Raw genomic sequence first — 25907 nt, 5'->3', positions numbered from 1 at the left:
CGTCCTCCCCAGCCGTCGAGTCCGCGTTCTCCGGCTCACCGGCAGCGGAATCGGACTTCTCGGATGCGGAGGAATCGGTGGCAGCGGCGTCGGAGAAAAAGATCCCGCAGCGAGGAAACCGCTGAGGTTCCGCTACCGACGACCGATCAGCAGGCCACGTCGGAGGAACCGGTGAGGTGGCGCGCGAGGAAGTGGTCGGCTCTGCGGTAGAAGTCGATCTGGTTCTCCGGGTTGAGGAAGCCGTGGCCCTCGTCGTCCTTGACCAGGTACTCGACGTCCACGCCGCGGTCGCGCAGGGCGGCGACGAGGTTGTCGGACTCGGCCCGCACCACCCGGACGTCGTTGGCGCCCTGGGCCACCATCAGCGGCGTGCGGATCTCGTCGACGTGGTGGATCGGGGACCGCGCCCGGATGTCGGCGACGTGCTCGGGCACGTCGGGGTCGCCGATGTAGTGGTGGAAGTTGTTGGTCAGCTGCTTGCGGGCGAACACCGGAACGGTCCGCATGAAGTTCTCCAGGTCCGAGATGCCGACGTAGTCGATGGCGGCGGCGAACACGTCCGGGGTGAGGGTGACCGCCACCAGCGTGGCGTAGCCGCCGTAGGAGCCGCCGAAGATCGCGACCCGGTCCGGGTCGGCGTAGCCCTGCGCCACGGCCCAGCCGACCGCGTCGATCAGGTCGTCGTGCATGGCTCCGGCGAATTCGCCGATCGCGGCCTGCATGTGCGCCTTGCCGTAGCCGACGGAGCCGCGGAAGTTGACCTGAAGCACCGCGTAGCCCCGGTTCGCCAGCAGCTGGACGGCCTCGTTGAAGCCCCACGAGTCGCGGTACCACGGGCCGCCGTGCACCAGCAGGACCAACGGCAACCGGCTCGGTTCGACTCCGACCGGCAGCGTCAGGAACGACGGCAGCGCCAGCCCGTCGCGGGCCGGGATCGTCACCGGTGTCATCGGCGCCAGCGCCGCGGGATCCAGGTGCGGGTAGGGGCGGAACAGCAGCCTGCTCTCCCCGGTCGCGTGGTCGTAGAGCCAGGTGGCGCCGGGCTCGCGGTCGTGGTCGAAGCCGACGACCCAGCGCTGCTCGTCCTGGTCGCAGGACAACCGCCCGATGGTCCCGTCCGACAGCGCGTCCAGCGCCTCCAGCACGGCGGCGAACCGTGGGGTCAGCGGCCGGATCACCTGCTTCTCGCCGAGGTACCGCACGCCCAGCAGCGCACCGTCGCGCGGGCTGCGGATCAGCGGTGACCCGATCTGCTCCACCCCGCGGCGCATCCCGTCGAGCTCCAGCTCCGGGTGCTCGTCGACCAGCGTCTCCGCGCCGGTGGTCAGGTCGACCCGGGCCAGCAGCAGCCGGTCGCCGCCCGCCCACGAACCCAGCCACACGCCGCCGCCGTCGGCGGCGAGTTCGAACGGGAACATGCCCAGCGGGTGATCGCTGCCGGGGAACACCGCGATCTCGACGGGGTCGCCCGCGTTCCAGCGGGACAGGACGATGTCACCGCCGTCGTTGAGGGTCAGCGCGTGCGGCTCCTGATCGGGCGTGAGCAGCCAGTCCATGACCTGGCCCGGGTTCTCCGCGAGCACGGTGAGCTCGCCGGTCGCGATGTCGAGCTCGGCGAGGTCCATCTCGGTGACCTCGCGGTGGTTGATCTGAAGCAGCACCGTGCCCGGGCGCCCGTGCGGTTGCTCGTGGCTCAGCACCCGCGCCCCCGGGTACGGCGTCAGGTCGACGGCCGGTGCCTCCGGGTCGGTGAGGTCTACGCGGAACAGGTGGTGGTTCTCGTCGCCACCGCTGTCCTGCGCGTAGATCAGCCAGCGCGGGTCGTGCGTCCACTCGAAGCTCGTGACGCTGCGGACTTCGTCGGCGGTCACGCAGCGCGGCTCGCCGTCGGCTCCTCCGTCCCGGCCGAGGTCCTGCACCCAGACGTTGAGCCGGTTCTTCCACGGCGCGAGGAAGGCGATCCGGTCGCCGTCCGGGGAGATCGACGCACCGGCGCGCTCGGGCGGGCCGACCAGGTCCTCGACGGAGAGGCGTGCGGGTGAGGTCATCGGAGTCCTTTCATCGGGCTGGTGAGGCGCTGCAACCAGCACACGCCGTGCCGTCGCGGCACGGTCAACCCGACGTGTCGGGCATCACCTCGCGCCTCGGCCGGTGAAATTCGGTTGCTCGGTCGTGGTGGGGGCGGGCAGGGTTCCGGTGTGGTCGAGGGGGCTCGGGACGGGCGTGCGGGGATCGATGCGGAGCTGGTCGGGCGCTTGGTCGCGACCCGGTTCCCGCGGTGGGGCGGGCTGCCGGTGACGCCCGTGGAGGTCGACGGGTGGGACAACCGGACCTATCGGCTCGGCGAGCGGATGACGGTGCGGCTGCCGACGGCGCCCGAGTACGAGGCGGCGATCCACAAGGAGCACCACTGGCTCCCGCTGCTCGCGCCGTCGCTGCCCGTGGCGATCCCGGAGCCGCTGGCCAAAGGCGAGCCTGGGTGCGGTTTTCCGCGCAGCTGGTCGATCCGGCGCTGGCTGGACGGCGCGACCGCCGCGCCGGGGCGCATCGCGGATCTGACCTCCTTCGCCGTGTCGGTCGCGGAGTTCCTGTCGGCCCTGCACCGGATCGACGCGTCCGGCGGCCCGCCACCGGGGGCGCACAACTTCCACCGGGGAGCGCCGCCCGCGCACTACGACGGTGAGACCCGGGCCGCGCTGGCGGAGCTCGACGGCCGGATCGACGTGGACGCGGTCGCCGCGGTGTGGGACGCGGCGCTCGACTCGACCTGGGGCGGCGACCCGGTGTGGTTCCACGGCGACGTCGCCGTGGGGAACCTGCTGGTGCGCGACGGCCGGCTCAGCGCGGTCATCGACTTCGGGTCCTGCGGAGTCGGGGACCCCGCCTGCGACCTGGTGATCGCGTGGACGTTGTTCACCGGCGCGAGCCGGGACGCGTTCCGCGCGGCCGTCGGACTGGACGACGCGACGTGGGCGCGCGCTCGCGGCTGGGCGTTGTGGAAAGCGCTGATCACGCTCGCCGCCGACCCGCTCGGAGAGTCCGCCGTCGCGCAGCACCGGGTGCTCGACGCAGTTCTCGCCGAGGTGTGAGGACCGGGCGGGTCAGCGGGTCCGGGGCAGGCGTGCGATGGCGGTGATGATGAGGCCGTCGTCGGCCAGCCAGCGGCCGGTGAACGAGGTGAGCGGGGCCCCCTCCACTTCGGGGCCGGTCTTGAGCAGCCGCGCGGAGAAGGTGCCGCCGGGGTCGATGGTGAGGTCGGCGTCCTCGAAGCCCAGCCACTCGCCGGTGATCGGGAACCACGCCTTGTAGACGGATTCCTTGGCGCTGAACAGAATCCGGTCCCAGTGCACCGAAGGGTCCTCGGCGGACAGCGCCTCGATCCGCGGGCGCTCGGCGGGGAGGGTCACGGCGTTGAGGACGCCGTCCGGCAGCACGTCGTGCGGTTCCGCGTCGATGCCGACGGTGAGCACCGAGCTCTCCAGGCCGACGACGGCGGCCCGGTAACCGGCGCAGTGCGTCATGCTGCCCACGACCCCGGCGGGCCAGCCGGGCGCGCCGCGTTCGCCGGGCAGCAGCGGTGCGGCCGGCACACCGACCTTCGCCAGCGCGGCTCGGGCGCAGTGGCGGACCGTGGTGAACTCGCGGCGGCGCTTGTCCACCGCGCGCGCGATCACCGCGGCCTCCTCGTCGAACAGCCAGGCGTCCGGCGGGTCGGTGCGGGTCTCCTCCCAGGCGAGCTCGCCGGGCAGCAGGCGTTCGATCACGACGTCTCCTCGGGGAACACCAGGCGCAGCGGGTCGTCGGGCAGGCCGCGGCGCTTCCACTCGCGCGGGTAGCCGACCGACACCTCCTGGAACCGCACGCCGTCGTGCCAGGTGGTGCGGGGGATGTGCAGGTGCCCGTAGATCACGGCCGCGGCCCGGTGGCGCAGGTGCCAGTCGGCGGTGTGCACGGTGCCGCACCACTGCGCGAACTGCGGGTACCAGAGCACGTCGGTGGGTTCGCGCACCAGCGGGTAGTGGTTCACCAGCACCGTCGGCAGTTCCGGATCGCACTCGGCGAGCCGCTTCTCGCTGTAGGCGAGCCGCGCCCGGCACCAGTCGTCGCGGGTCGCGTACGGATCCGGGTGCAGCAGGAACTCGTCGCTGCACACCACGCCGGACTCGTGCGCCACGGCCAGCGCCTCCTCCTTCGTGGAGGTCCCGGCGGGGCGGAAGGTGTAGTCGTAGAGCACGAACAGCGGCGCGATGGTCACCGGGCCGCCGCGCCCGGTCCACACCGGGAACTCGTCCTCCGGGGTGACCACGCCGAGCTCGCGGCAGCGGCGCACCAGCTCCAGGTAACGGGCTTCACCGCGCAGCTGCAGCGAATCCTGCTTCGGCGTCCACAGCTCGTGGTTGCCGGGCACCCAGATGACCTTCGCGAACCGCTCCGCGAGCATGCCCAGCGCCCAGGAGATCTCGTCGGCGAGCTCGCCCACGTCGCCCGCGACGATCAGCCAGTCGTGCTCGGTGCGCGGACGCAGGGCGCGCGCGATGTCCTTGTTCTCGGCCATCGCGACGTGCAGGTCGCTGACGGCCAGCAGTTCGCCGGAAGTGGAGCTCATGATGCCGCGATCGTATCCGAACGAATGCCGGTGCTCGGCCGGTTCGCGCGGTTTCTAGGGGTTCCCCGGGCCGTGGCGCCGCACCGGCCGCCGGGGGCGGGGCGTCAGGCCGTGAACGATCGGATCGGCTGTGCCTTGCACTGCCTGGAGGCGATCGGTCACGGGCTCCACCCGCGGGATCGGCACGGTGTCCTGCTCCAGCGGATCGGGTCCGGTCAGCCAGCCGATGCCGGTTCCGCGCAGGTGCCGGTACTCGACGAACGCCAGTGCCAGCGTGGTCACCAGCCCGCACAGGTTCAGCGCGTACGAGAGTTCATCGGGTACGGGGTCCTGCGCGGTGGTCCACCGGCCGACGAACTCGATCCCGGTCATCGTGACGGCCAGCGCCGCCGAGATGACCGGCGCGAGCAGCGGGTGCACGTCGCTCGTCCACATCGCCGTCCGCGCCGCCCAGTACACGAAGCACAGCGCGTACCCCGCGAGCCAGCCGACGAACAGGAATGCGGTGAGTCCGACCGCGTACTGCCATCCCTCGGTGATCACCTGGGTCTCCTCGCCGTCCGAACCGGCCCAGAGCGCCACGATGCATCCGACGGCCACCGCGACCGGGATGACGACGGTGCCCAAGCCAGCCAGGAGCCGTCCTCCCAGGCGGGAGAACCCCGCCCCGAACCGGCCGCGGAACCGCCGGTGGGTGGCGAAGAACAGCAGCGGCAGCACCACCGGGACGACGCACAGCGCGAGCAGGGCGGTCCAGAACGTCTTCTCGGAGGCCTCCGTGAGGTTCTCCAGCACCGACTTCTGGTACAGCCCCGTCGCGATGCTGACGGTCAGCAGACCGCTCGCCGAACGCCAGAACGCGACCCGCTCCAGCGTCCGGGTCTCCTTGTCCACGGCGTACGGCCGGAACAGCGCGCGGGCCAGCTGCCACGGCAGCACGATGCTGATCCCGTGGGCGGGGCGGACGCGCACCGGAACGCCGTTGCGCTCGGAGATCAGCTCGCCCAGGTACCGGTGGCGCCGGTCGGCGACCGCCAGCACGACTCGCAGGCCGATGCCGAGCGGGATCGTGATCGCGAGCACCGGCCACAACAGCCACTGCACCGAGAAGCCCAGCGCGCCGAACACCGCCGCGATCAGCAAGGCCGCGATCAGCACGCCCTCGGTCGTCCACACACCCAGGCGCAGCCGCCATCGGTCCTGCGCCGCGCGCTGGAACCGGATTTCGAGCGGGTCGAGCGGGAGTGGTCGGATCATGCCATCGACGCTATGAAGACGGCGGATCCCGCGTTCCCGGATATCCGGGGCTCCGCGAAGTTCGCCGGTCGCTCGGGTGACGGCGGATTCCGGCGCTCCCCGGCGATGGAAGGGCCCTCCGCACCCCGGCACGACGAACTCCCACACTGTGAGAGGCACAATCTTGGTCTGGTGGGTTGGGTTTACATCCGCTGGGCGGCGTGGCTACCGTGATCGCATGGCCCGGACGGCGACGCTCACCACGCGCGAATACGTGGACAACGCACGGGTGTCCTCCGCGCTCTGTAGCGCCTGAGCCCTTCCTTCCGCACTGCCGTGGCCGAGCCGGACCGCTCGGCCGAGCCGGCACTGCCGCGCCCGCTGACCGACCTTCTCCGGTGACACCGCACGCCTGATGCGAGTCGGTGCGGCGCCCCGTTCTTCGGCGGCACCGGTCGCGAACCAGTGCCGTCCTCCGCAGATCCTTGTCGCCAGTGGAGCGTGACGATGACTTCGCCCGCGGCGCCTCCGAGCGCCCGATCCGACACCGGCGGCATCGCCGTCACAACGGTGCGGACCAGCCGATCCAAAGGGGAGCAGCGCGTTCCCCGCTGGCTGGTCAAGACCTTCAGCCCGATCGCGCTGATCGCGCTGTGGCAACTGCTCAGCTCGATCGGCGTGCTCGACGACGACACGCTCGCCTCGCCGGCGACGGTCGCCGCCACCGCCTGGGAGATGTGGCAGGAGGGCAGGCTGCAGGACGCGGTGCTGGCCTCCGTGCAGCGCGTGGCGATCGGGCTGGTCTTCGGCCTGATCGCGGCGGTCGTGCTGGCCACGATCTCCGGGTTGTTCCGGCGCGGTGAGGACATCGCCGACGCGCCGATGCAGATGCTGCGCACGGTGCCCGTGATCGGCCTGATCCCGCTGCTGATCATCTGGTTCGGCATCGGGGAGACGCCGAAGATCGTGCTCATCGCGCTCGCGGTGACCTTCCCGCTGTACATGAACATCTTCGGCGGCATCCGCAACGTGGACGCGGGCCTGGTGGAGGCCGCCAAGACCCTCGGTCTCGGCTGGTTCGCCCAGGTGCGGCACGTGATCCTGCCCGCGGCGATGCCGAACGCGCTGGTGGGGCTGCGGTTCTCGCTCGGCTCGGCGTGGCTGGCGCTGGTGTTCGGCGAAACGATCAACGCGAACGCGGGCATCGGCTACGAGATGAACATGGCCCGCGAGTTCTTCCAGACCGACGTCATCGTGGTCTGCCTGGTGCTCTACGCCCTGCTCGGCCTGGTGGCCGACTTCATCGTTCGACTTCTCGAAAGGACCGTGCTGGCATGGCGACCGGCTTTCCGCGGAGCGTGACGGAATCCGCCCCCGAGACCGCGGCCCCCGAGGCCGCCCCCGACGAGCACGTCGACGCGGCCACCACCGGTCCGGGCGGGGCCACCACCGACCCGGGCGGTGCGCCGGAGACCGCCACCGAGTCCGCGTCGAAGGGCGCGCTGCCCGCCACGGTGCGCGGCCTCACGAAGAGCTTCGGCGACCACACCGTCATCGACGGTCTCGACCTGGACATCGAACCGGGCCAGTTCGTGGCGCTGCTCGGCCCCAGCGGGTGCGGCAAGAGCACCCTGCTGCGCATCCTCGCCGACCTCGACCGCGAGATCACCGGCGAGGTCCAGGTGGCGCAGCGGCGCGCGGTGGCGTTCCAAGCGCCGCGGCTGCTGCCGTGGAAGCGGGTGTGGCGCAACGTGGTCCTCGGCCTGCGCGGCAAGCCGAACCGGGCGAAGGCCGTCGCCGCGCTGGAGGAGGTCGGCCTCGGGCACCGGGTGGACGTGTGGCCGAAGGTGCTCTCCGGCGGTGAGGCGCAGCGCGCCTCGCTGGCCCGCGCGCTGGTGCGCGAACCGGACCTGCTGCTGCTGGACGAGCCGTTCTCCGCGCTCGACGCCCTCACCCGGCTGAAGGTGCAGGCGCTGGTCGGGGAGCTGTGGCAGCGCCACGGCTGCGCGATCCTGCTCGTCACCCACGACGTCGAGGAGGCGCTGCTGCTCGCGGATCGGGTGCTGGTGATGGACGGCGGCGGCATCGTGCACGACCAGCTCGTCGAACACCCCCGCCCGCGCGACGTGTCCGCACCGGCGTTCGTGGCGCAGCGCGCCGAGCTCCTCTCCTGGCTGGGAGTGCACTGAGCACGACTTCTCCATAGCGGCGCAACGACATTCGCCGCACGGACGCGCGATCACCACCGCGGCTCCACCGGAGCCGGGGCGAGCCGACGCGTCCGCTCGCGGATCAGGACCGAACAGGAAGTGTTGTCATGAGTGTGGAAATCGTCGGCATGATCGGCCCCCAGCACGTCTCGGAGATCCACCGAGCAGAAGGGCCCGCGATCGACCCGGAGTTCCTGCGGCGTTTCGCCCGCGCCCACGAGGACGGCGGGTTCGACCGCGTGCTCATCGGCCACGGCTCCGGCTCACCGGACGGCACCCAGATCGCCGCGCACGTCGCCGCGCACACCGACCGGCTCGGGTTCCTGGTGGCGCACCGGCCGGGCTTCGTGTCGCCGACGCTGGCGGCGCGCACCTTCTCGACGCTGGACACCCTCGCGGGCGGCCGGATCGCGGTGCACATCATCACCGGCGGCAGCGACTCCGAGCAGCGCCGCGACGGCGACTACCTGGACAAGGAGCAGCGCTACGCCCGCACCGACGAATACCTCGACGTCCTGAAGCGGGCGTGGACCGAGGACGGCCCGATCAGCCACGACGGCCCGAACTACCGCTTCGAGGACTTCCAGACCGCGGTGAAACCCGTTCAGCGGCCCCGGATTCCGCTGTACTTCGGCGGTTCCTCCGAGGCCGCATACCGGGTCGGCGGCAAGCACGCCGACGTGTTCGCGCTGTGGGGCGAACCGCTGGCCGAGACCGCCGAGCAGATCGCCTCGGTGCGCGCCGCCGCCCGCGCGGCCGGGCGCACCGACACCCCCGGAATCAGCGTGTCGTTCCGGCCGATCCTCGGCGCCACCGAGGAGCTCGCCTGGGAACGCGCGCATTCCGTGCTGGACCGGATCCACGCCGCCCGCGGCGGGTTCGGCTCGTTCACCGGGCCGAAGACCCTCGGCAAGGGCACCGAGGTCGCCAACGTCGGCTCGCAGCGCCTGCTCGCCGCCGCCGCGAAGGGCGAGCTGCACGACCGCGCGCTGTGGACCCCGACCTCGCAGGCCACGAACGCGGCGGGCAACTCCACCGCGCTCGTCGGCACCGCCGAGACCGTGGCGAAGGCGCTGGCCGACTACGTCGACATCGGCGTGACCACGTTGCTGATCCGCGGTTACGACCCGCTCGACGACGCCATCGACTACGGCCGCGAACTCCTCCCGGCCGTCCGCGAAGAAGTCGCCCGCCGCGCCCGCGCGGGCGCGACCACCGAGCAGGACCAGAGCGAAAGGACCCCGGCATGACCGCCACCGCACCTTCCTCGCAACTCTCGGAATTCGCCCGGAACCTGCGGCCCCGCACCAACACCTTCCCGCCGCGGCCGAAGTTCGACTCCGTGGAGGACGAGCGGCTCTTCCGCAAGCAGCGCCTCGCCGCCGGGTTCCGGATCTTCGGCAAGCTCGGCTACAACGAGGGCGCAGCCGGGCACATCACCGTGCGCGACCCGGAACTGACCGACCACTTCTGGGTCAACCCCTTGGGCCGCGCGTTCAGCCGCATCAAGGCCTCCGATCTGCTGCTGGTCAACCACGACGGCGAGATCGTGCACGGCGACCACCCGGTCAACCAGGCCGCTTTCGCGATCCACTCGCAGATCCACCGCGCCCACCCGCACCTGGACGCGGCCGCGCACAGCCACTCCATCTGGGGCAAGGCGCTGGCCGCGCTGGGCACCGAGCTGCGGCCGATCTCGCAGGACGGCGCGCAGTTCTACGGCGACAACGTGATCGTGCCGGACTTCTCCGGTGTGGTGCTGGACCTGGAAGAGGGCCGCCGCATCGCCGAAACCCTGGGACAGCGGCGGGTGGCGATCCTCGCGAACCACGGCCTGCTCACCGTCGGGCGGTCGGTGGAGGAGGCGGTGTCGCTGTACGTGGCCGCCGAGCGCAACGCGAAGACGCAGATCCTCGCCTCGTCGGCGGGCGAGCCGCAGCTGATCCCCGACGACATCGCCCGCCACACCCACGAGCAGTACAGCAGGCACGCCGACCCGGGCTGGGTCACGTTCGCGCCGCTGTACGAGGAGATCGTGCACGAACAGCCCGACCTGCTGGACTGACCGTCCTAAACGGACATGAGGAGTGATCGTGGCTCGACATCGCACGGCGGTGGTGGCGGTGGTGCTAGCGCTGCTCTCGGTGCTGGCAGGCTGCGGCGGCGGACGACCCGCGGACCGGCTCTCGGACGTGACCCTGGTGCTCGGTGACCAAGCCGGCGGCACCCGGGCGCGGGCCGAGGCGGCGAAGGCGTTCGAGGACGCGCCGTACCGGGTGCGGTGGGCCAATTTCCAAGGCGCCGCGCCGCTGTTCGAGGCGGTGCGTTCCGGCGAAGTGGACACCGCCGTCGCCGGGGACACCCCCACCTTGCAGGCGCTGGCCGGGGGAGTGCCGATCCGCCCGGCCGTCGCCACCGCCGCCGCGCAGTCGTCCACGGCGATCGTGGTGCCGCCGGACTCGCCGATCCGCACCGTGGCCGACCTGCGCGGCAAGCACATCGTGATCTCCTCGGCCGCGGGCAGCATCTCGCAGCTCACCGTGCTCGGAGCACTGGAGGAGGCGGGCTTGGACCCGCGCGATGTGGAGATCACCTTCAGCCTGCCCACCGACGCTCAAGCCGGTTTCCGCGCCGGCCACATCGAGGCGTGGGCGACGTTCGACCCGTACCTCGCCATCGCGCAGGACGCGGGAGCGCGGGTGCTCCGCGACGGCACCGGCATCAACGGCCACAACGGATTCATATCCGTCGCCGAGTCCTCCCTGGCGGACCCGCTGAAGCGGGAGGCGTTGGCCGACGCCATGCGCCGATTCGCCCGAGCCTGGCAGTGGAGCGACGAGAACCAAGCCGAATACCAGCGGGTCTACTCGGACCTGACGTCCCTGGAACCCCAGGTGGCCCGCAACATCCTCACCCGGACCCGGCAAGAGATCCGGCCGCTGAGCCCGGAGGTGCTCGCCGAGTTGCAGCGCACCGCCGACCGGTTCCGCGCCGCCGGGGTGATCCGGGAGCCGATCGACGTCGCGGCATCCAGCGTGCCCGACCTGTACTCCGGCGGGGCATGATGCCGGGGATGGAACGAATGGAGTCGACATGACGCGCACGTGGGTGCCCGACAGCGCTTCGCGGGGCCACGTCGTAGTGCTGCACGGCAGGGGCGAACATCCCGGTGTGTACGAGCGGTTCGGGCGCAGGCTCGCCGTCGACGGCTACACGGTGGTCGTACCGGACCTGGCCGCGGAGCCGGGTGAGCCCGCGGCGTGGTTCGCCGACGCGGGCGACACGGCCCGCATCCTCGTCGGGACCGACACCGGGGCGCTGCGAGCCTGGGAGGCGGCGCTGAGCTCGTCCGTCGACGGCCTGGTGCTGGCGGGCACGCCGCTGTCGGCGGCGACGGAGGCGCCCGCGGGCCGTGACGACGAGATCTCCGCGCGCACGTCCTGCCCGATCCACCGGGAACGCCTCGACGCCGACCCCGACTTCAGGTGGGGCGAGCTCGACGCGGGCACTTCGGTGCCGCCGCGAGGTCTCCCGGAGATCCCGGTGCTGCTGCTGCACGGCGACGGCGACGCCATCGCGCCGGTGGACCCGGTGACGCGGCTCGGCGCCGCGCATCCGCAGGCCACCGCGGCGGTGTTCAAGGACGGCGTGCACGACATCCTCAACGACAAGGTGCACCGCAGCGTCGCCGCCCGGATCGTGCTGTTCTGCGAGGAGATCGCCAAGGGAGCCGTGGTGCTGCCCGAGGTCACCGCCGCGAAGAGCTCGCGGGTGCGCCGCGCCGCGCCCGTGCACATCTCGGCGCGGGTGGACTACTCGGTGCGGGCGCTCACCGAACTCGCCCGCAGCGGCAGGCAGCAGACCTGCGAGTCGATGGCCCGCACCCAGGGAATTCCGCTGAACTCCCTGGTGAACCTGATGGTGGAGCTGCGCCGCGGCCGCCTCGTCAACAGCCAGCGCGGCTGCGAAGGCGGCTACTGGCCGGCGAAACCGGCCGAGGAGATCACTCTCGCGGAGGTGATCCGCGTCGTGGAGGGCTCGGTGACCTCCCGCCACGACGACGCGCCGCAGGACGGCGTGTGGGCGCGGCTGGGCGGCACGGTCGCCGAGTTCCTCGACCACGTCACCATCGCCGACCTCGCCGCCGACCGAACCCCGGTGGCCTGACCCGCCCGACCGCCCGGGTCGCGAGGAACCCCGAGCCGGGGCGACCCTCGCCGTGAACCACGCGCAGAACGGAGCTCGACATGTCCGACGCCTTCCACCCCGACTTCAGCTCGCAGGACGCACCCGCGGACGACCGGCCGCTGCGGGCACGGCTGCACCACATCCGTGGTGATTCGCTGGACCGCAACACCGCGCAGACCGAGGGGATGCAGCGGCTCGCCGCGATCAGCGGGGACACCGTCGGCTCCGAGCGGATCTGGACCGGCGAGACGCACGTCGCCCCGTCCACCTCCTCCGACAACCACCACCACGGCGAGTCCGAGACGGCGATCTACGTCGCGAGCGGCAACCCCGAGTTCGTCTTCCACGACGGCACCGAAGAGGTCCGCATCAAGACCGAACCGGGCGACTACATCTTCGTCCCGCCCTACGTCCCGCACCGCGAGGAGAACCCCGACCCGGACAACAAGGCCGTCGTCGTCATCTCCCGCAGCACCCAGGAGGCGATCGTCGTGAACCTCCCGGAGCTCTACGCGCTCTGACGCCGCCTTCTCGCCACGGGGTCGATTTCTGGCGTTCGTCCGATTGCTGATTCCGGGAGCGGGCTGCCGGGAACCCGTCCCCGTGGTGGGGCGCCTTGGTGGCCGCTGCGCGGCGGCTCCGCCGCCGACGAGGGAAGCGGGGACGCCCGCTGGGCCGACGGGGACGGCGGCCACTCGCCCCGCCCGCGGACCGCCTCGAAGCCCTTGTGGCAGGGTTGGATAGAGTTTCGTGCCTGCATTCAGGTGCACCCCGCGGCCGGATGCTCCTCGTCGGGGATCGGGCAGTCGATGCTGGTGGCCGCGCGACGGAAGGATCTCGTTGGCCACCCCGCTGCACCCTGACTTATCGGGCACGTCCGGCCCGCCTGAGCAGACCGGATTCCGCTCGGCCCTCGCTTCGCACCTCGCCACCGCGCAGCGGTGGACGGAGCTCTTGCGCGCCCAGGTGCTCGCACGGCCGCGTTCCGTGATCGCCGTCGGAGCGGCCGCGCTGGTGGTCTCGACGGTGGCGATGTTCCTGATGCGCCGCGCCGGGCTCGGGCACGACGCGGGCATCGACTACCAGGTCTACCGGTGGGCGGTGCACACCTGGCTCAGCGGCGGGGACATCACGGTCGGCGGGCCGATGACCAGCGCGGATCGCATCCTGCCGTGGGTGTACCCGCCGTTCGCGCTGCTCCCGCTGTCGGTGCCCGCGCTGCTGCCGCACGTCGTCGGCCTGTGGCTGATCTACCTGACGGACCTGGCCGCCATCGGGGTGGTGCTGTACCTCGTGGCGCGGCGGATGTGGCCGCTGGCCGGGCGGGAGAGCGCGCTGGCGGTGGCCGCGCTCGCGCTGCCGGGAACGCTGCTGCTGGAACCGGTGTACGCGTCGTTCGGACTGGGCCAGATCAACATCCTGCTGATGGCGCTGGTGGCCGTCGACTGCCTCGCCGAGAGCCCTCGGTGGCCGCGCGGTCTGCTGGTCGGCCTCGCCGCCGCGATCAAGCTCACGCCCGCCGCGTTCCTGCTGTTCTTCCTGGTGCGCAAGGACTACCGGGCCGCCGCCGTCGCGGCGGTCACCGCCACGGCCGGAACCTGCTTCGGCTTCGTGCTCAACCGGTCGGCCTCGATGGACTACTGGTTCGGCAGCGGCCCCGCGGCCGGGGTGAGTGGTTCCGCGTTCCACACCAACCAATCGGTCATGGGCGGGCTCGCCAGGTTGGACCTGCCCACGTTGACCCAGTACTCGCTGTGGGCGCTGTTCGCGCTGGTGCTGACGCTGGTGACGGTCCGCGTGCTGCGGTCGGCGGAGGTCGGGCATGCGCTGTTGGGGACCGCGCTGCTGGCCCTGCTGATCTCGCCGACGTCCTGGTCGGACCACTGGGTGTGGGTGGCGCCGGGCCTGCTCGTCGTGGCCGGTACCGCCCTGCGCAGGCGCAGCACGGGCTGGCTCGCCGCCGGAGCGGTCGTCACCGTCGCCGCGTTCGCGGCCACGTTCCGGATGCTGCCCGCGAGCGGCGACTGGAATGCCGTACAGCACGTGATCGGCGATTCCTATCTGCTGATCGGTATCGCAATGCTTTTGCTGCTGTCGCGTTATGCGGCGCGTCCGGGTCGGTTGCCCGAACAGCCGGGAGTGCTCACCGGTCGCCTCCCGCGCGATTGATCGGAGCGGGCGGGAATCTGCCGTGACGGTGTGAAATCGTCCGATTCCGCTCCGCTCCGCAGCATTCCCGATAATCGATCAAGAATGGTCTTCTCGGCGGTTCGCTCAGCGTGGCAGCGGAATTGCGCAGCGTGCCGGTGCGGCCTTTCCGGAGTGGACCGGTCCCGCGGTGGGCGGCCGGGCGTGGCGGCCGCGGTGTCGGATCCGTCCTGGTCAGGGAGGTGTCCGACCTGGTTCAGGGCCGTCTGTGTGCGGCTGGGCGGGTCGGTGCGCTCGCGTTCCCGCGCATAGCGGGAAAGGCGACCGCGCGGGTTGCGGCATCCGTGTGAACTTCGCCCCGTCGCCGGAGAATCGGCCATTCCACAGGGGACGGTGCGGCGGAAAGCCGCTGCGCGCAAGGGTTCCTGTGCTGTGGCCTACATCACCAGTAACGCGGGCTGGACCGAAAAAGCCGCTCTGAGCTGGGAAGACGACTCTCGGTGGCGCGCTGCGGGCCGCCGCTCGCCGGAAGTGGCGGGCACGGGCCGTTGATCGAACGTGACCTGCGGTGGAAGTGCCCGAAGGGGATCGTCGCGGTCGACGGGAAGGCGCCATGTGATTTTTACCCGCGTTACTCAGGCGTAGCCTTGAGCGGCATCGGTCTGTACAGTGCCTCAAACTGACCGACGATGCAACGGCGCATCCTTTTGTCAGTGCCCGATAGGTTTTCGCGGATCGATGGCGAGTGCTCACAATTCCCTCGCTCGATCCGGGCCTGGCGACGGGAGGATCGATGCCGGATTCCCAGTATTTGAGAAATGAGGCGCAACGTCGCGCCGCCGAGCGGGGTCTGTACGACCCGGCTCACGACCACGACGCCTGCGGAGTGGCGTTCGTGGCCGATATGCACGGGCGACGCAGCCATGCCCTGGTGGAGAACGCGCTCACGGCATTGCGAAACCTGGAACACCGGGGAGCCAAGGGCGCCGACCCGGAGACCGGAGACGGCGTCGGCCTGCTCACGCAGGTCCCGGACGCCTTCTTCCGCGCCGTCGTCCCCTTCGACCTGCCCGAAGCGGGCGGGTACGCGGCGGGGACCGCCTTCCTGCCCGCGGACGGGTCCGCGGCCGAGGAGGCCGTCGGAGTCATCGAGCGGATCGTGGCCGAGGAAGGGCTCACCCTGCTCGGCTGGCGCGAAGCGCCGATCATCGCCGAGAACGCGGGCCGCTCCGCCCGCGAGGTGATGCCGAGCTTCCGGCAGCTGTTCATCGGGCACGGAACCGACGGTGCCGAGCAGGAATCGGCGCTCCAGTTCGAACGCCGCGCCTTCTGCGTGCGCAAGCGTGCCGAGCACGAGGCGGCGGTGTACTTCCCGAGCCTGTCGGCCCGGACCTTCGTCTACAAGGGAATGCTCAGCGAGACCCAGCTCGACGCGTTCTTCCCGGACCTGCTCGACGAGCGGTTCACGAGCGCGATCGGCCTGGTGCACTCGCGGTTCTCCACGAACACGTTCCCGTCGTGGCCGCTGGCGCACCCGTACCGTTTTATCGCGCACAACGGCGAGATCAACACGATGAAGGGCAACCGGAACTGGATGCGGACTCGCGAGAGCATGCTCGCGACCGACCTCATCCCCGGTGAGCTCAAGCGGCTGTTCCCGATCGCCACGCCCGACGGCAGCGACTCGGCGACCTTCGACGAGGTCTTGGAGCTGCTGCACCTCGGCGGCCGTTCGCTGCCGCACTCGGTGCTGATGATGATCCCGGAGGCGTGGGAGAACCACGCCGAGATGGACCCGCGGCGCAAGGCGTTCTACGAGTTCCACAACTACCTGATGGAGCCCTGGGACGGTCCCGCGCTGGTGGCGTTCACCGACGGCACCCAGATCGGCGCGGTCCTCGACCGCAACGGGCTGCGCCCCGGCCGCTACTGGGTCACCGACGACGGCCTGGTCGTGCTGGCCAGCGAAGTCGGCGTGCTCGACCTGGACCCGGCGCGCGTGGTGCGCAAGGGCCGGTTGCAGCCGGGCCGCATGTTCCTCGTCGACACCGGCGCCGGCCGCATCGTCGACGACGAGGAGATCAAGGGCGAGCTGGCCGCCGCGCACCCGTACCAGCAGTGGCTGGACGACGGCGTGGTGCACCTGGGCGACCTGCCCGACCGCGACCGCGAGGTGCCCTCGCACGCGTCGCTGGTGCACAGCCAGCAGGTGTTCGGCTACACCCAGGAAGAACTGGGAGTGCTGCTCAAGCCGATGGCCGCCGGTGGTGCGGAACCGATCGGCTCGATGGGCAACGACGTGCCGTTCGCGGCGTTCTCCAAGCGCCCCCGGCAACTGTTCGACTACTTCACCCAGTTGTTCGCGCAGGTCACGAACCCGCCGCTGGACGCGATCCGGGAAGAGCTGGTGACCTCGCTGGCCACCCACGTGGGACCTGAGCACAACCTGCTCGACCACGACCCGGACGCCTGCAAGCAGCTGGTGCTGCCGTTCCCGGTGCTGGACAACGACCAGCTCGCCAAGATCGTGCACATCAACGACGACGGCGACCGGCCCGGCCTCAAGCCCGCCACGATCCGCAGCACCTACGAGGTCGGCGGTGGCGGGCAGGCGCTGCGGGACCGGCTGGACGAGATCTGCGACGAGGTCTCGGCCGCCGTCGCAGACGGGGCGCACGTCCTGGTGCTCTCCGACCGCACCGCCGACGCCGATCACGCCCCGATCCCGTCGCTGCTGGTCACCGGCGCCGTGCACCACCACCTGGTGCGCGAGAAGACCCGCACCCGGGTCGGCCTGGTGATCGAGGCGGGCGACGTGCGCGAGGTGCACCACGTCGCGCTGCTGATCGGCTACGGCGCCGCCGCGGTCAACCCGTACCTGGCGATGGCCAGCGTCGAGGACCTGGTGCACAACGGCGTGCTCCAGGGACTCGACGGCACGCAGGCCACCGGCAACCTGATCAAGGCGCTCGGCAAGGGCGTGCGCAAGACCATGTCCAAGATGGGCGTGTCCACGGTGGCCTCCTACACCGGCGCGCAGATCTTCGAGGCGATCGGTCTCGGCGCGGAGGTCATCGAGCGGTGCTTCGCGGGCACCACCTCGCGGCTCGGCGGCGTCGGCTTCGACCTGCTGGCCAAGGAGGTCGCCGAGCGGCACCGCAAGGCCTACCCGGCCGACGGCGTCCAGGCCTCGCACCGGAGCCTGGCGGTGGGCGGTGAGTACCAGTGGCGGCGCGAAGGCGACCCGCACCTGTTCAACCCGCGCACCGTGTTCAAGCTGCAGCACTCCACGCGGGCCGGTCGCTACGAGGTCTTCAAGGAGTACACGAAGGCCGTCGACGACCAGTCGCGCGACCTGATGACGCTGCGCGGGCTGTTCAAGTTCCGCGACGGCGTGCGCAAGCCGGTGCCGATCGACGAGGTCGAGTCCGTCGAGTCGATCGTGAAGCGGTTCGCCACCGGCGCCATCTCCTACGGGTCGATCTCGCAGGAGATGCACGAGACGCTGGCGATCGCGATGAACCGCCTCGGCGGCAAGTCCAACACCGGTGAGGGCGGTGAGGACGCCGACCGGTTCACCCCGGACGCCAACGGCGACTCGCGCCGCTCCGCGATCAAGCAGGTCGCCTCCGGGCGGTTCGGCGTCACCAGCGAATACCTGGTCAACGCCGACGACATCCAGATCAAGATGGCCCAGGGCGCCAAGCCCGGTGAGGGCGGCCAGCTGCCCGGCCACAAGGTGTACCCGTGGGTCGGCAAGACCCGGCACTCCACGCCGGGCGTGGGGCTGATCTCCCCGCCGCCGCACCACGACATCTACTCGATCGAAGACCTCGCGCAGCTGATCCACGACCTGAAGAACGCCAACCCGAAGGCGCGGATCCACGTCAAGCTGGTCAGCGAGGTCGGTGTCGGCACGGTCGCGGCGGGCGTGAGCAAGGCCCACGCCGACGTGGTGCTCATCTCCGGGCACGACGGCGGCACCGGCGCCTCACCGCTGTCGTCGATCAAGCACGCGGGCGGGCCCTGGGAGCTGGGGCTGGCCGAGACGCAGCAGACGCTGCTGGCCAACGACCTGCGCGACCGGATCGTGGTGCAGACCGACGGTCAGCTCAAGACCGGTCGCGACGTGGTGATCGCCGCGCTGCTCGGCGCGGAGGAGTTCGGTTTCGCCACCGCTCCGCTGGTCGTGTCCGGCTGCATCATGATGCGGGTGTGCCACCTCGACACCTGTCCGGTGGGCGTGGCGACGCAGAACCCGGATCTGCGGGCGAAGTTCGACGGCAAGGCCGAGTACGTGGTGAACTTCTTCAAGTTCATCGCCGAAGAAGTGCGGGAATACCTGGCAGAACTCGGTTTCCGCTCCATCGAAGAGGCCATCGGGCACGCCGAGCTGATCGACACCGACGACGCGGTGCGGCACTGGAAGACCGAGGAGCTCGACCTCTCGGCCATCACCCACGTGCCGGAACTGCCCGCGGGCGCGGCGCTGCACAACACGACCACCCAGGACCACGGGCTGGACAAGGCCCTGGACCACACGCTGATCCAGCTCAGCGAGGGTGCGCTCAAGGACGGCTCGCCGGTGCGGCTGGAACTGCCGGTGCGCAACGTCAACCGCACGGTGGGCACCATGCTCGGCCACGAGCTGACCACCAGGTGGGGCGGCGAGGGCCTGCCGGACGACACGATCGACGTGACGTTCACCGGTTCGGCCGGGCAGAGCTTCGGCGCGTTCGTGCCGCGCGGCATCACGCTGCGGTTGCTGGGCGACGGCAACGACTACGTCGGCAAGGGCCTCTCGGGCGGGCGCATCGTGGTGCGGCCACCGGAGAACGCCTCCTACACCGCCGAGGACAACGTCATCGCGGGCAACGTGCTGCTCTACGGCGCGACCGGCGGCGAGCTGTTCGTGCGCGGTGTCGTGGGGGAGCGGTTCTGCGTGCGCAACTCCGGCGCGGTGGCCGTCGTCGAGGGCATCGGCGATCACGGTTGCGAGTACATGACCGGTGGCCGCGCGGTGATCCTCGGTGGCACCGGGCGCAACTTCGCGGCCGGCATGTCCGGCGGCATCGCCTACGTGCTGGACCTGCGCGAGGACCGCGTCAACCCGGAGATGGTCGACCTCGACCCGCTCGACGACGCCGACCGCGAGTTCCTGCACGACCGGATCCGCAGGCACTTCGAGCAGACCGCCTCGCAGGTGGCGAGCGAACTGCTGGCCGACTGGGACCGTTCGGTGGAGCGCTTCGGCAAGGTCATGCCGCGCGACTTCAAGCGCGTGCTGGAAGCGCAGGACGCCGCCGAGCGCGACGGTCGCGACGTCAACAAGGCGATCATGGAGGCGGCTCATGGCTGACCCGAAGGGATTCATCACCACGGCGCGCCAAACGCCCCAGCGCCGCCCCGTGGACATCAGGATCAAGGACTGGCGCGAGGTCTACCTGGACTTCGAGCCGGGCCGGGTCAAGGAGCAGGCAGGGCGCTGCATGGATTGCGGCATCCCCTTCTGTCACAACGGTTGTCCGCTGGGCAACCTGATCCCGGAGTGGAACGACCTCACCTGGCGCGGCGACTGGAGCGACGCGGTCGAGCGCCTGCACGCCACGAACAACTTCCCGGAGTTCACCGGGACGTTGTGCCCCGCCCCGTGCGAGGCGGCGTGCGTGGTCGGCATCAACTCCGACCCGGTGACGATCAAGCAGGTCGAGATCGAGATCATCGACAAGGCCTGGGACGAGGGCTGGGTGACCCCGCAGGCGCCCGCGGCGAAGACCGGCAAGAAGGTCGCGGTGATCGGTTCCGGCCCGTCCGGGCTGGCCGCCGCCCAGCAGTTGACCCGCGCGGGCCACGACGTCGTGGTCTACGAGCGGGCCGACCGCATCGGCGGGCTGCTGCGCTACGGCATTCCCGAGTTCAAGATGGAGAAGCGCCGGCTGGACCGGCGGCTCGGGCAGATGCGGGCCGAGGGCACCGAGTTCCGCGCCGGCGTCAACGTCGGCGTGGACGTGACGGTGGAGCAGCTGAAGGCGGACTACGACGCGGTGGTCCTCTCCGGCGGCGCGACCGCGGCCCGCGACCTGCCGATCACCGGCCGGGAGGCCGTCGGCGTGCACCAGGCGATGGAGTACCTGCCGCTGTCGAACCGGGTGCAGGAGGGCGACCTCCAGTCCTCGCCGATCGACGCCGCGGGCAAGGACGTCGTCGTGATCGGCGGCGGTGACACCGGTGCCGACTGCGTCGGCACCGCGCACCGCCAGGGCGCCGCGTCGGTGACCCAGCTGGAGATCATGCCGACGCCGCCGTCCGAGCGGCCCGACAGCCAGCCGTGGCCGACGTACCCGATGACGTTCAAGGTGACCTCGGCGCACGAGGAGGGCGGGGACCGGCTGTTCTCCGTCAACACCCAGGAGTTCCTCAAGGACGAGGCTGGGAACCTGCGTGCGCTGCGCCTCGCGGAAGTGCGTCGGGAGGACGGCCGCTTCGTGCCGGTCGAGGGCACCGAGCGGGAACTGCCCTGCCAGCTGGCGTTCCTGGCGATGGGCTTCGTCGGCCCGGAGAAGGAAGGTCTGCTCACCGACCTCGGCGTGGAGCTCGACGAGCGCGGCAACGTCGCCCGCGACTCGGACTTCATGACCACTGTGGACGGTGTGTTCACGGCGGGCGACATGGGCCGCGGCCAGTCGCTGATCGTGTGGGCGATCTCGGAGGGCCGTTCGGCCGCCGCCGGGGTCGACCGCTACCTGACGGGCCGGGACGTGCTGCCCGCTCCGATCGCACCGACGGACCGCCCGATGGTCTGATCGGTCGACGTCACGAGCGCCCCGGGATCCGCGCGATCTCGGGGCGCTCCGTCGTTTCCGGTCGTCTCCGGCCGGGTCGTTCCCGACGGGACGTCGCTGCCCGCCGAGCTGACCGATTGGTCGGTCTTGTTCCATCCCGACGCGTATCACACACGAACCTGATCGCATGGATTCCCGCTGCTCATCAGGCGTGCGGACGAGGTGGAGACCGGTTCGCGTCGCGGAAAACACCTTTGCCGTGCGTGGCGTTCGGAGGAACATGGGCGCCGTCATCCGGGTGCGGCGATGCGGCCGACCGGGCAAGGGGCATCCCGAGGGGAACATGAGCAAGCACTTCGCGTTCGTCAGCATGACCGCGCACGGGCACGTCAATCCGACCTTGCCGCTGGTGGAGGAGCTCGTCCGGCGCGGGCACCGCGTCACCTACGCCATCGGCCCCGAATTCCACGCCGCCGTCCAGGCGGTCGGTGCGGGGCTGCTCGACACCGGCACCGTGATGCCCGAGATGCCCACGAACTTCACGAAGTTCACGCCCGAAGCCATGGCCCCGCTGCTCGAATTCCGGTTGAAGGACGTCCGGGAGTCCTTCCCGAAGCTGCTGGCGCACTTCGAGCAGGACCGGCCGGACGCGGTGTGCTTCGACCAGGGCGAGCTCACCGGCCGGATGCTCGCCGAGAAGCTCGGCGTGCCGGAAGTCGCGCTGGTGCCGCACTTCGCGGGCAACGAGGAGTTCTCGCTGCGCGACATCATGACGAACGAGGACGAGGACGCGTTCGACCCGAGCCACCCGGTCCTGCAGGATTTCATGGCTCGGCTCAAGGAGATCACCACCGAGTTCGGGGTGAGCTTCGACCCGGCCGCGTTCGGCCAGGCGCCGCCGTCGCCGCTGAACCTGGTGTTCCTGCCGAAGAAGTTCCAGCTGCGCCCGGAGACCTTCGACGACCGGTTCGAGTTCATCGGCCCGTCGGTCGGTCAGCGCGGCATCGTCGACTGGAAGCCGGCGCACCCCGAGTCGCCGCTGCTGTTCATCTCGCTGGGCACCGTGTTCAACCAGCGCCCGGACTTCTTCCAGCTGTGCATCGAGGCGTTCCGGGACTCCGGCTGGCAGGTCGCGATGTCCATCGGCAAGGTCGTCGACGTCGCCGACCTGGGCGAGATCCCGGAGAACTTCGAGGTGCGCCCGAGCTTCCCGCAGCCCGCGGTGCTCCAGCACGCGTCGGCGTTCCTCACCCACACCGGCATGAACTCGACGATGGAGACGCTGTACTACGGCGTGCCACCGATCGCCGTTCCGCAGATGCCGGAGCAGGCGGCCAACGCCGACCGCGCCGAAGAGCTCGGCCTCGGCAAGCGCTTGCAAGCCGCGGACCTCACGCCGGAGCTGCTGCGCACGACCGTGGACGAGGTCGCAGCGGACGAGCGGATCCGCGCCAACCTGGCCGAGATGCGCGAGGCCGTCCTCGCCGGGGGTGGAGCCTCCGCCGGAGCCGATGCCCTGGAGAAGTTCCTGGGCTGACCGCCGCACCCGAACGGCCCGTCCTCCCTTCGCCGGGAGGGCGGGCCGTTCGCGCGCGTTCAGGTCAGGATTCGGGCTCCGCGCGGCTGCGGAAGGTGAGCAGCCCCTCGACTCCGCGCGTGAACGTGTCGCACACGGGTTGCGGGTCGGTCAGGCAGCCCGCGGCCATCGCGCCGTCGCGCAGCATCACGAAGTGCCGGGCGGCGGGGGCCGGGTCGATCTTCCCGATCCCGGTGAACAGGTCGACCATCGTCGCCAGGTACCACTGCCGGTGCGCCTGGACTGCCTGGTGGACGGGGTGTTCCGGGTCGGGGTACTCGGCGGCGGCGTTGAGGAACGCGCAGCCCCGGAATCCCGGTCCCCGGATGTCGTCGGTGACGGCTCGGCCGACGGCTCGCACGACGTCGTCCGGATCGGTGCCGGTGGCGCGCGCCTGCTCCGTCCGCGCCCGGATGGCCTCGTCGGCGCGGGACAGGTATGCGACGAGCAGGTCGTCCTTGCTGGGGAAGTGCCGGTAGAGCGTGGCGCGCGTGACCTGCGCTCGGGCGATGACGCGATCGACCCCCACGGAGTGCAGGCCTTCGGCGTAGAAGAGCTCCGTCGCCGCGTCGAGCAGGCGAGCCCGTGCCTCCGACATCCGTCCTCCGTTCGTTTCGCTGGAGTGCCGCCGCGAGGTTAGCAGATAGAACGGTCGGTCTTGACGCGGCGCGACGGGTGATGCAGGCTCAAGTGTACCGACCGTTCTATCTCCCTGATGGAACGGAACACCGCACCCTGGGAGGGCTCCGATGTCCAGCTCCGCAACAGCCGCCCGAGCCGACGGCACCGGCACGGCCGCCGCCGAGGCCACCAAGTCGCTGCGCGCGCTGTACTACGTCCGGTTCGGATTCGCGCTGGTCTGGGCAGCGCTGATGGCGGTGCTGGCCGGGACCCTCGGCCCGGCGGTCATCGTCCTGCTGGTGCTCTACCCGCTGTTCGACGTGGCGGCGGCGGTGCTCGACTTCCGCTCGTCGGGCGCCGGCCGACCGAAGGCGCCGCTCTGCGTCAACATGGGGCTGAGCCTGCTCACCGCGGCAGGTCTGGTCGTCGCGATCCCCGTCGGCATCCCCGGCGTGCTGCGGGTGTGGGGGGCGTGGGCGATCACCGCGGGCCTCGTGCAGCTGCTCGTCGCGATCCTGCGCTACCGGCTCGGCGGCCAGTGGCCGATGATCCTCAGCGGGGGCATCTCCACGATCGCGGGCACCGGCTTCGTCCTGATGGCCGACGGGCCGGACGCCTCGCTCGGCTCCATCGCCGGTTATGCGCTGCTGGGCGGCATCTTCTTCCTGCTGTCCGCGCTCCGGCTGCACCGCCTGGCAGTCCGGGCGAGCTGACCGCTGTCCGCCGCCGGTCCGGTGGGGCCGGTGACTCCGCGAGAACGCGAGGTGCGACGGCGACCGGGACCATGCGTGCCCGGTCGCCGCCGGTGCGTCAGCGCGAGGTGTCCGAGCGGACCAGGACGCGCGCGAGCTCGATGGCGTCCGCGAGGGTGTCGAGGGGGAGTGGCTGCATCGCCAGCGCGCCCTCGTGCAGGAGGAGGAGCCGGGTGGCGAGGGTGCCGGGGTCCGGGCAGCCGGCGGCGGTGGCGAGCTCCTCGAAGAGGTCCCGCAACCAGGACTTCTGGTCCGCGATGATGCCGTGCGCCGGGTGCGCGGGGTCCGGGATCTCGGCCAGCGCGTTGGTGAACGCGCAGCCGCGGGCGTGGGTCGCGCTCCAGGTCCGCAGCGCTTCGAAGGGCGCGGTGACGGCCTCGGCGGGGTCTTCGCAGGCGTCCGCGGTGGCGCGCACCAGCGACCGCCAGCGCTCGCCGCGTTGCGCCAGGTAGATCGCGACGAGCCGGTCCTTGGACCCGAACTGGTTGTAGAGGGTTCGCTTGGTGACGCCGGAGCGTTCGGCGATCAGGTCAACGCCGACCGCGGTGATTCCGTTGGCGTAGAACAGTTCCTCGGCGGCCGTCGCGATGCGGCTCCCGGCCGCTGTCAGGGGGCGTGCTTCCTGCATCGAGCTCACTTCACAGGTCGGTGTACCGTGGGCAGGGGTTCACCGATCAGTATATCTAGGGAGGTTCACGATGGTCATGCCCGAGACCATGCGCGCGGTCCGGATCACGACGCACGGGGGACCGGAGGTCCTCGAACCGGTGGAAGCGGCAGTGCCCGCCGCGGGCGAAGGGGAAGTGCTGGTGCGGGTCGCTTCGGTGGCGTTGAACAACACCGACCTGTGGACCAGGGGCGGTGCCTACGGCCGTCCGGACGACCCCGAGGCGCTGTCGGGCTGGCGCGGCCCCATCGACTTCCCGCGGATCCAGGGCGCCGACGTGGCGGGGCGGATCGTCGCGGTCGGCGCGGGCGTGGCCGACGACCTCGTCGGCCGCCGAGTGGTCGTCGACCCGGCGATCTACGACGCCGACGGCCCGGACGCGAACCCGGTCGGGCTGATGGGCAGCGAACGCGACGGCGGCTACGCCGAGTACGTGACCGCACCGGCGCGGCGGGTCCACGACGTCACCGACTCCCCGCTCACCGACGACCAGATCGCGGCGCTGCCGACCGCGTACGGCACCGCGCTGGGCATGATCGAGCGGGGCCGGGTGCGGGCGGGCGAGACGGTGCTGGTCTCCGGCGCCTCCGGCGGCGTCGGCATCGCGCTGGTGCAGCTCGCCCGTGCTCGCGGGGCGACGGTGCTCGCGATCAGCAGCGGATCCAAGATCCGGGCGGTGCGGGAGGCGGGCGCGCACGCTGTCGTCGACCGCGCGGGCGACGTCGTCGACCAGCTCCGCGCCGCCGCGCCCGGTGGCGTCGACGTCGCGCTCGACGTCGTGGCGGGAGACCTGGTGAGCGAAGGGGTTGCGCTGCTGCGGGAAGGCGGCCGGTGGGTGATCGCGGGCGCGCTCGGCGGATACCGCACGACCCTGGACGTGCGCCGCCTCTACCTGCACAACGCGCAGGTGATCGGCTCCGCGATGCACACGCCCGCCCACTTCGAACTGCTCGTGGACCTCGCCCGCCGCGCCGAGGTCCAGCCCGTGATCGCCGCGACGTTCCCGCTGGAGCAAGCCGCCCGGGCACAGGAGGAACTCGCGCGCCGCAACCACGTCGGCAAGCTCGTCCTGCACCCGTGAACCGGTCGCCCGACGCCGTTCGTTTCGGCGACACGCGATT

The 25907-nt window shown here is 71.1% G+C and carries 20 protein-coding genes; 14 read left to right on the top strand and 6 right to left on the bottom strand.

Annotated elements, in window-relative coordinates:
• Positions 1 to 146 precede the first annotated feature (146 nt).
• Positions 147 to 2048, bottom strand: coding sequence for a S9 family peptidase (locus ACWD38_RS22165; RefSeq protein WP_450124817.1), 1902 nt, complete (start codon positions 2046 to 2048; stop codon positions 147 to 149).
• Positions 2049 to 2198: 150 nt separating this feature from the next.
• Between ACWD38_RS22165 and ACWD38_RS22160 the strand changes: the two genes are divergently transcribed.
• Positions 2199 to 3089: a phosphotransferase gene (locus ACWD38_RS22160; protein WP_184479095.1), complete on the top strand. Its 891-nt coding sequence runs from the start codon at positions 2199 to 2201 to the stop codon at positions 3087 to 3089.
• 12 nt (positions 3090 to 3101) lie between these two features.
• Here ACWD38_RS22160 and ACWD38_RS22155 read toward each other — a convergent pair whose 3' ends face one another.
• The 3 genes from ACWD38_RS22155 to ACWD38_RS22145 are packed head-to-tail and all read right to left on the bottom strand — an operon-like array spanning position 3102 to position 5863.
• Positions 3102 to 3764 carry a 4'-phosphopantetheinyl transferase superfamily protein gene (locus ACWD38_RS22155; protein ID WP_184479096.1) on the bottom strand — a complete coding sequence of 221 codons (663 nt, stop codon included), beginning with the start codon at positions 3762 to 3764 and terminating at the stop codon, positions 3102 to 3104.
• Positions 3761 to 4606, bottom strand: a complete 846-nt coding sequence (locus ACWD38_RS22150) for a metallophosphoesterase family protein (protein WP_184479097.1) — start codon at positions 4604 to 4606, stop codon at positions 3761 to 3763. Before ACWD38_RS22150 ends, ACWD38_RS22155 begins: the two co-directional genes overlap by 4 nt.
• A gap of 54 nt (positions 4607 to 4660) precedes the next feature.
• Positions 4661 to 5863, bottom strand: coding sequence for a hypothetical protein (locus tag ACWD38_RS22145; protein ID WP_450124816.1), 1203 nt, complete (start codon positions 5861 to 5863; stop codon positions 4661 to 4663).
• Positions 5864 to 6349: 486 nt separating this feature from the next.
• Between ACWD38_RS22145 and ACWD38_RS22140 the strand changes: the two genes are divergently transcribed.
• The 11 genes from ACWD38_RS22140 (at position 6350) to ACWD38_RS22090 (ending at position 22707) form a co-directional block, all read left to right on the top strand.
• Positions 6350 to 7204 (top strand): ABC transporter permease, encoded by an 855-nt coding sequence (locus ACWD38_RS22140; protein WP_184479099.1) that lies wholly within the window; start codon positions 6350 to 6352, stop codon positions 7202 to 7204.
• 140 nt (positions 7205 to 7344) lie between these two features.
• Entirely contained in the window at positions 7345 to 8031 is a 687-nt protein-coding gene (locus ACWD38_RS22135; RefSeq protein ID WP_450124818.1) for an ABC transporter ATP-binding protein, read from the top strand.
• A gap of 128 nt (positions 8032 to 8159) precedes the next feature.
• The gene (locus tag ACWD38_RS22130; RefSeq protein WP_184479101.1) at positions 8160 to 9302 is read left to right on the top strand and encodes an LLM class flavin-dependent oxidoreductase; all 1143 of its coding nucleotides are present in this window, start codon (positions 8160 to 8162) and stop codon (positions 9300 to 9302) included.
• Complete coding sequence (locus tag ACWD38_RS22125; protein WP_450124815.1) at positions 9299 to 10117, top strand: class II aldolase/adducin family protein; 819 nt, start codon at positions 9299 to 9301, stop codon at positions 10115 to 10117. Before ACWD38_RS22130 ends, ACWD38_RS22125 begins: the two co-directional genes overlap by 4 nt.
• A 28-nt stretch (positions 10118 to 10145) precedes the next feature.
• Positions 10146 to 11117: an ABC transporter substrate-binding protein gene (locus tag ACWD38_RS22120; RefSeq protein ID WP_184479103.1), complete on the top strand. Its 972-nt coding sequence runs from the start codon at positions 10146 to 10148 to the stop codon at positions 11115 to 11117.
• A 28-nt stretch (positions 11118 to 11145) separates the two neighbouring features.
• Positions 11146 to 12219 carry an Rrf2 family transcriptional regulator gene (locus tag ACWD38_RS22115; RefSeq protein ID WP_450124814.1) on the top strand — a complete coding sequence of 358 codons (1074 nt, stop codon included), beginning with the start codon at positions 11146 to 11148 and terminating at the stop codon, positions 12217 to 12219.
• 80 nt (positions 12220 to 12299) lie between these two features.
• The gene (locus tag ACWD38_RS22110; RefSeq protein ID WP_184479105.1) at positions 12300 to 12761 is read left to right on the top strand and encodes a cupin domain-containing protein; all 462 of its coding nucleotides are present in this window, start codon (positions 12300 to 12302) and stop codon (positions 12759 to 12761) included.
• A gap of 319 nt (positions 12762 to 13080) precedes the next feature.
• The gene (locus ACWD38_RS22105) at positions 13081 to 14409 is read left to right on the top strand and encodes a glycosyltransferase family 87 protein (protein ID WP_450124813.1); all 1329 of its coding nucleotides are present in this window, start codon (positions 13081 to 13083) and stop codon (positions 14407 to 14409) included.
• Between the two features lie 772 nt (positions 14410 to 15181).
• Complete coding sequence (gene gltB, locus ACWD38_RS22100; protein ID WP_450124812.1) at positions 15182 to 19747, top strand: glutamate synthase large subunit; 4566 nt, start codon at positions 15182 to 15184, stop codon at positions 19745 to 19747.
• The gene (locus ACWD38_RS22095) at positions 19740 to 21191 is read left to right on the top strand and encodes a glutamate synthase subunit beta (RefSeq protein ID WP_450124811.1); all 1452 of its coding nucleotides are present in this window, start codon (positions 19740 to 19742) and stop codon (positions 21189 to 21191) included. Before gltB ends, ACWD38_RS22095 begins: the two co-directional genes overlap by 8 nt.
• 322 nt (positions 21192 to 21513) lie before the next feature.
• Positions 21514 to 22707: a macrolide family glycosyltransferase gene (locus ACWD38_RS22090; RefSeq protein WP_450124810.1), complete on the top strand. Its 1194-nt coding sequence runs from the start codon at positions 21514 to 21516 to the stop codon at positions 22705 to 22707.
• Between the two features lie 64 nt (positions 22708 to 22771).
• Here ACWD38_RS22090 and ACWD38_RS22085 read toward each other — a convergent pair whose 3' ends face one another.
• Positions 22772 to 23344, bottom strand: a complete 573-nt coding sequence (locus ACWD38_RS22085; protein WP_184479110.1) for a TetR/AcrR family transcriptional regulator — start codon at positions 23342 to 23344, stop codon at positions 22772 to 22774.
• Positions 23345 to 23495: 151 nt separating this feature from the next.
• On the opposite strand from ACWD38_RS22085, the gene ACWD38_RS22080 reads away from it, so the two are divergent.
• On the top strand, positions 23496 to 24080 hold the full coding sequence (locus ACWD38_RS22080) for a hypothetical protein (protein WP_450124809.1): 585 nt from the start codon (positions 23496 to 23498) through the stop codon (positions 24078 to 24080).
• Positions 24081 to 24177: 97 nt separating this feature from the next.
• On the opposite strand, the gene ACWD38_RS22075 is transcribed toward ACWD38_RS22080, so the two are convergent.
• Entirely contained in the window at positions 24178 to 24747 is a 570-nt protein-coding gene (locus tag ACWD38_RS22075; RefSeq protein ID WP_184479112.1) for a TetR/AcrR family transcriptional regulator, read from the bottom strand.
• A gap of 70 nt (positions 24748 to 24817) precedes the next feature.
• Here ACWD38_RS22075 and ACWD38_RS22070 point away from each other — a divergent pair, with 70 nt between their 5' ends.
• Positions 24818 to 25867, top strand: coding sequence for a zinc-binding dehydrogenase (locus tag ACWD38_RS22070; protein WP_450124808.1), 1050 nt, complete (start codon positions 24818 to 24820; stop codon positions 25865 to 25867).
• The last annotated feature ends 40 nt before the right edge of the window (positions 25868 to 25907 follow it).

Source organism: Saccharopolyspora sp. NPDC002578 (assembly GCF_053592695.1).
This window is presented reverse-complemented; position numbering and strand designations above follow the sequence as displayed.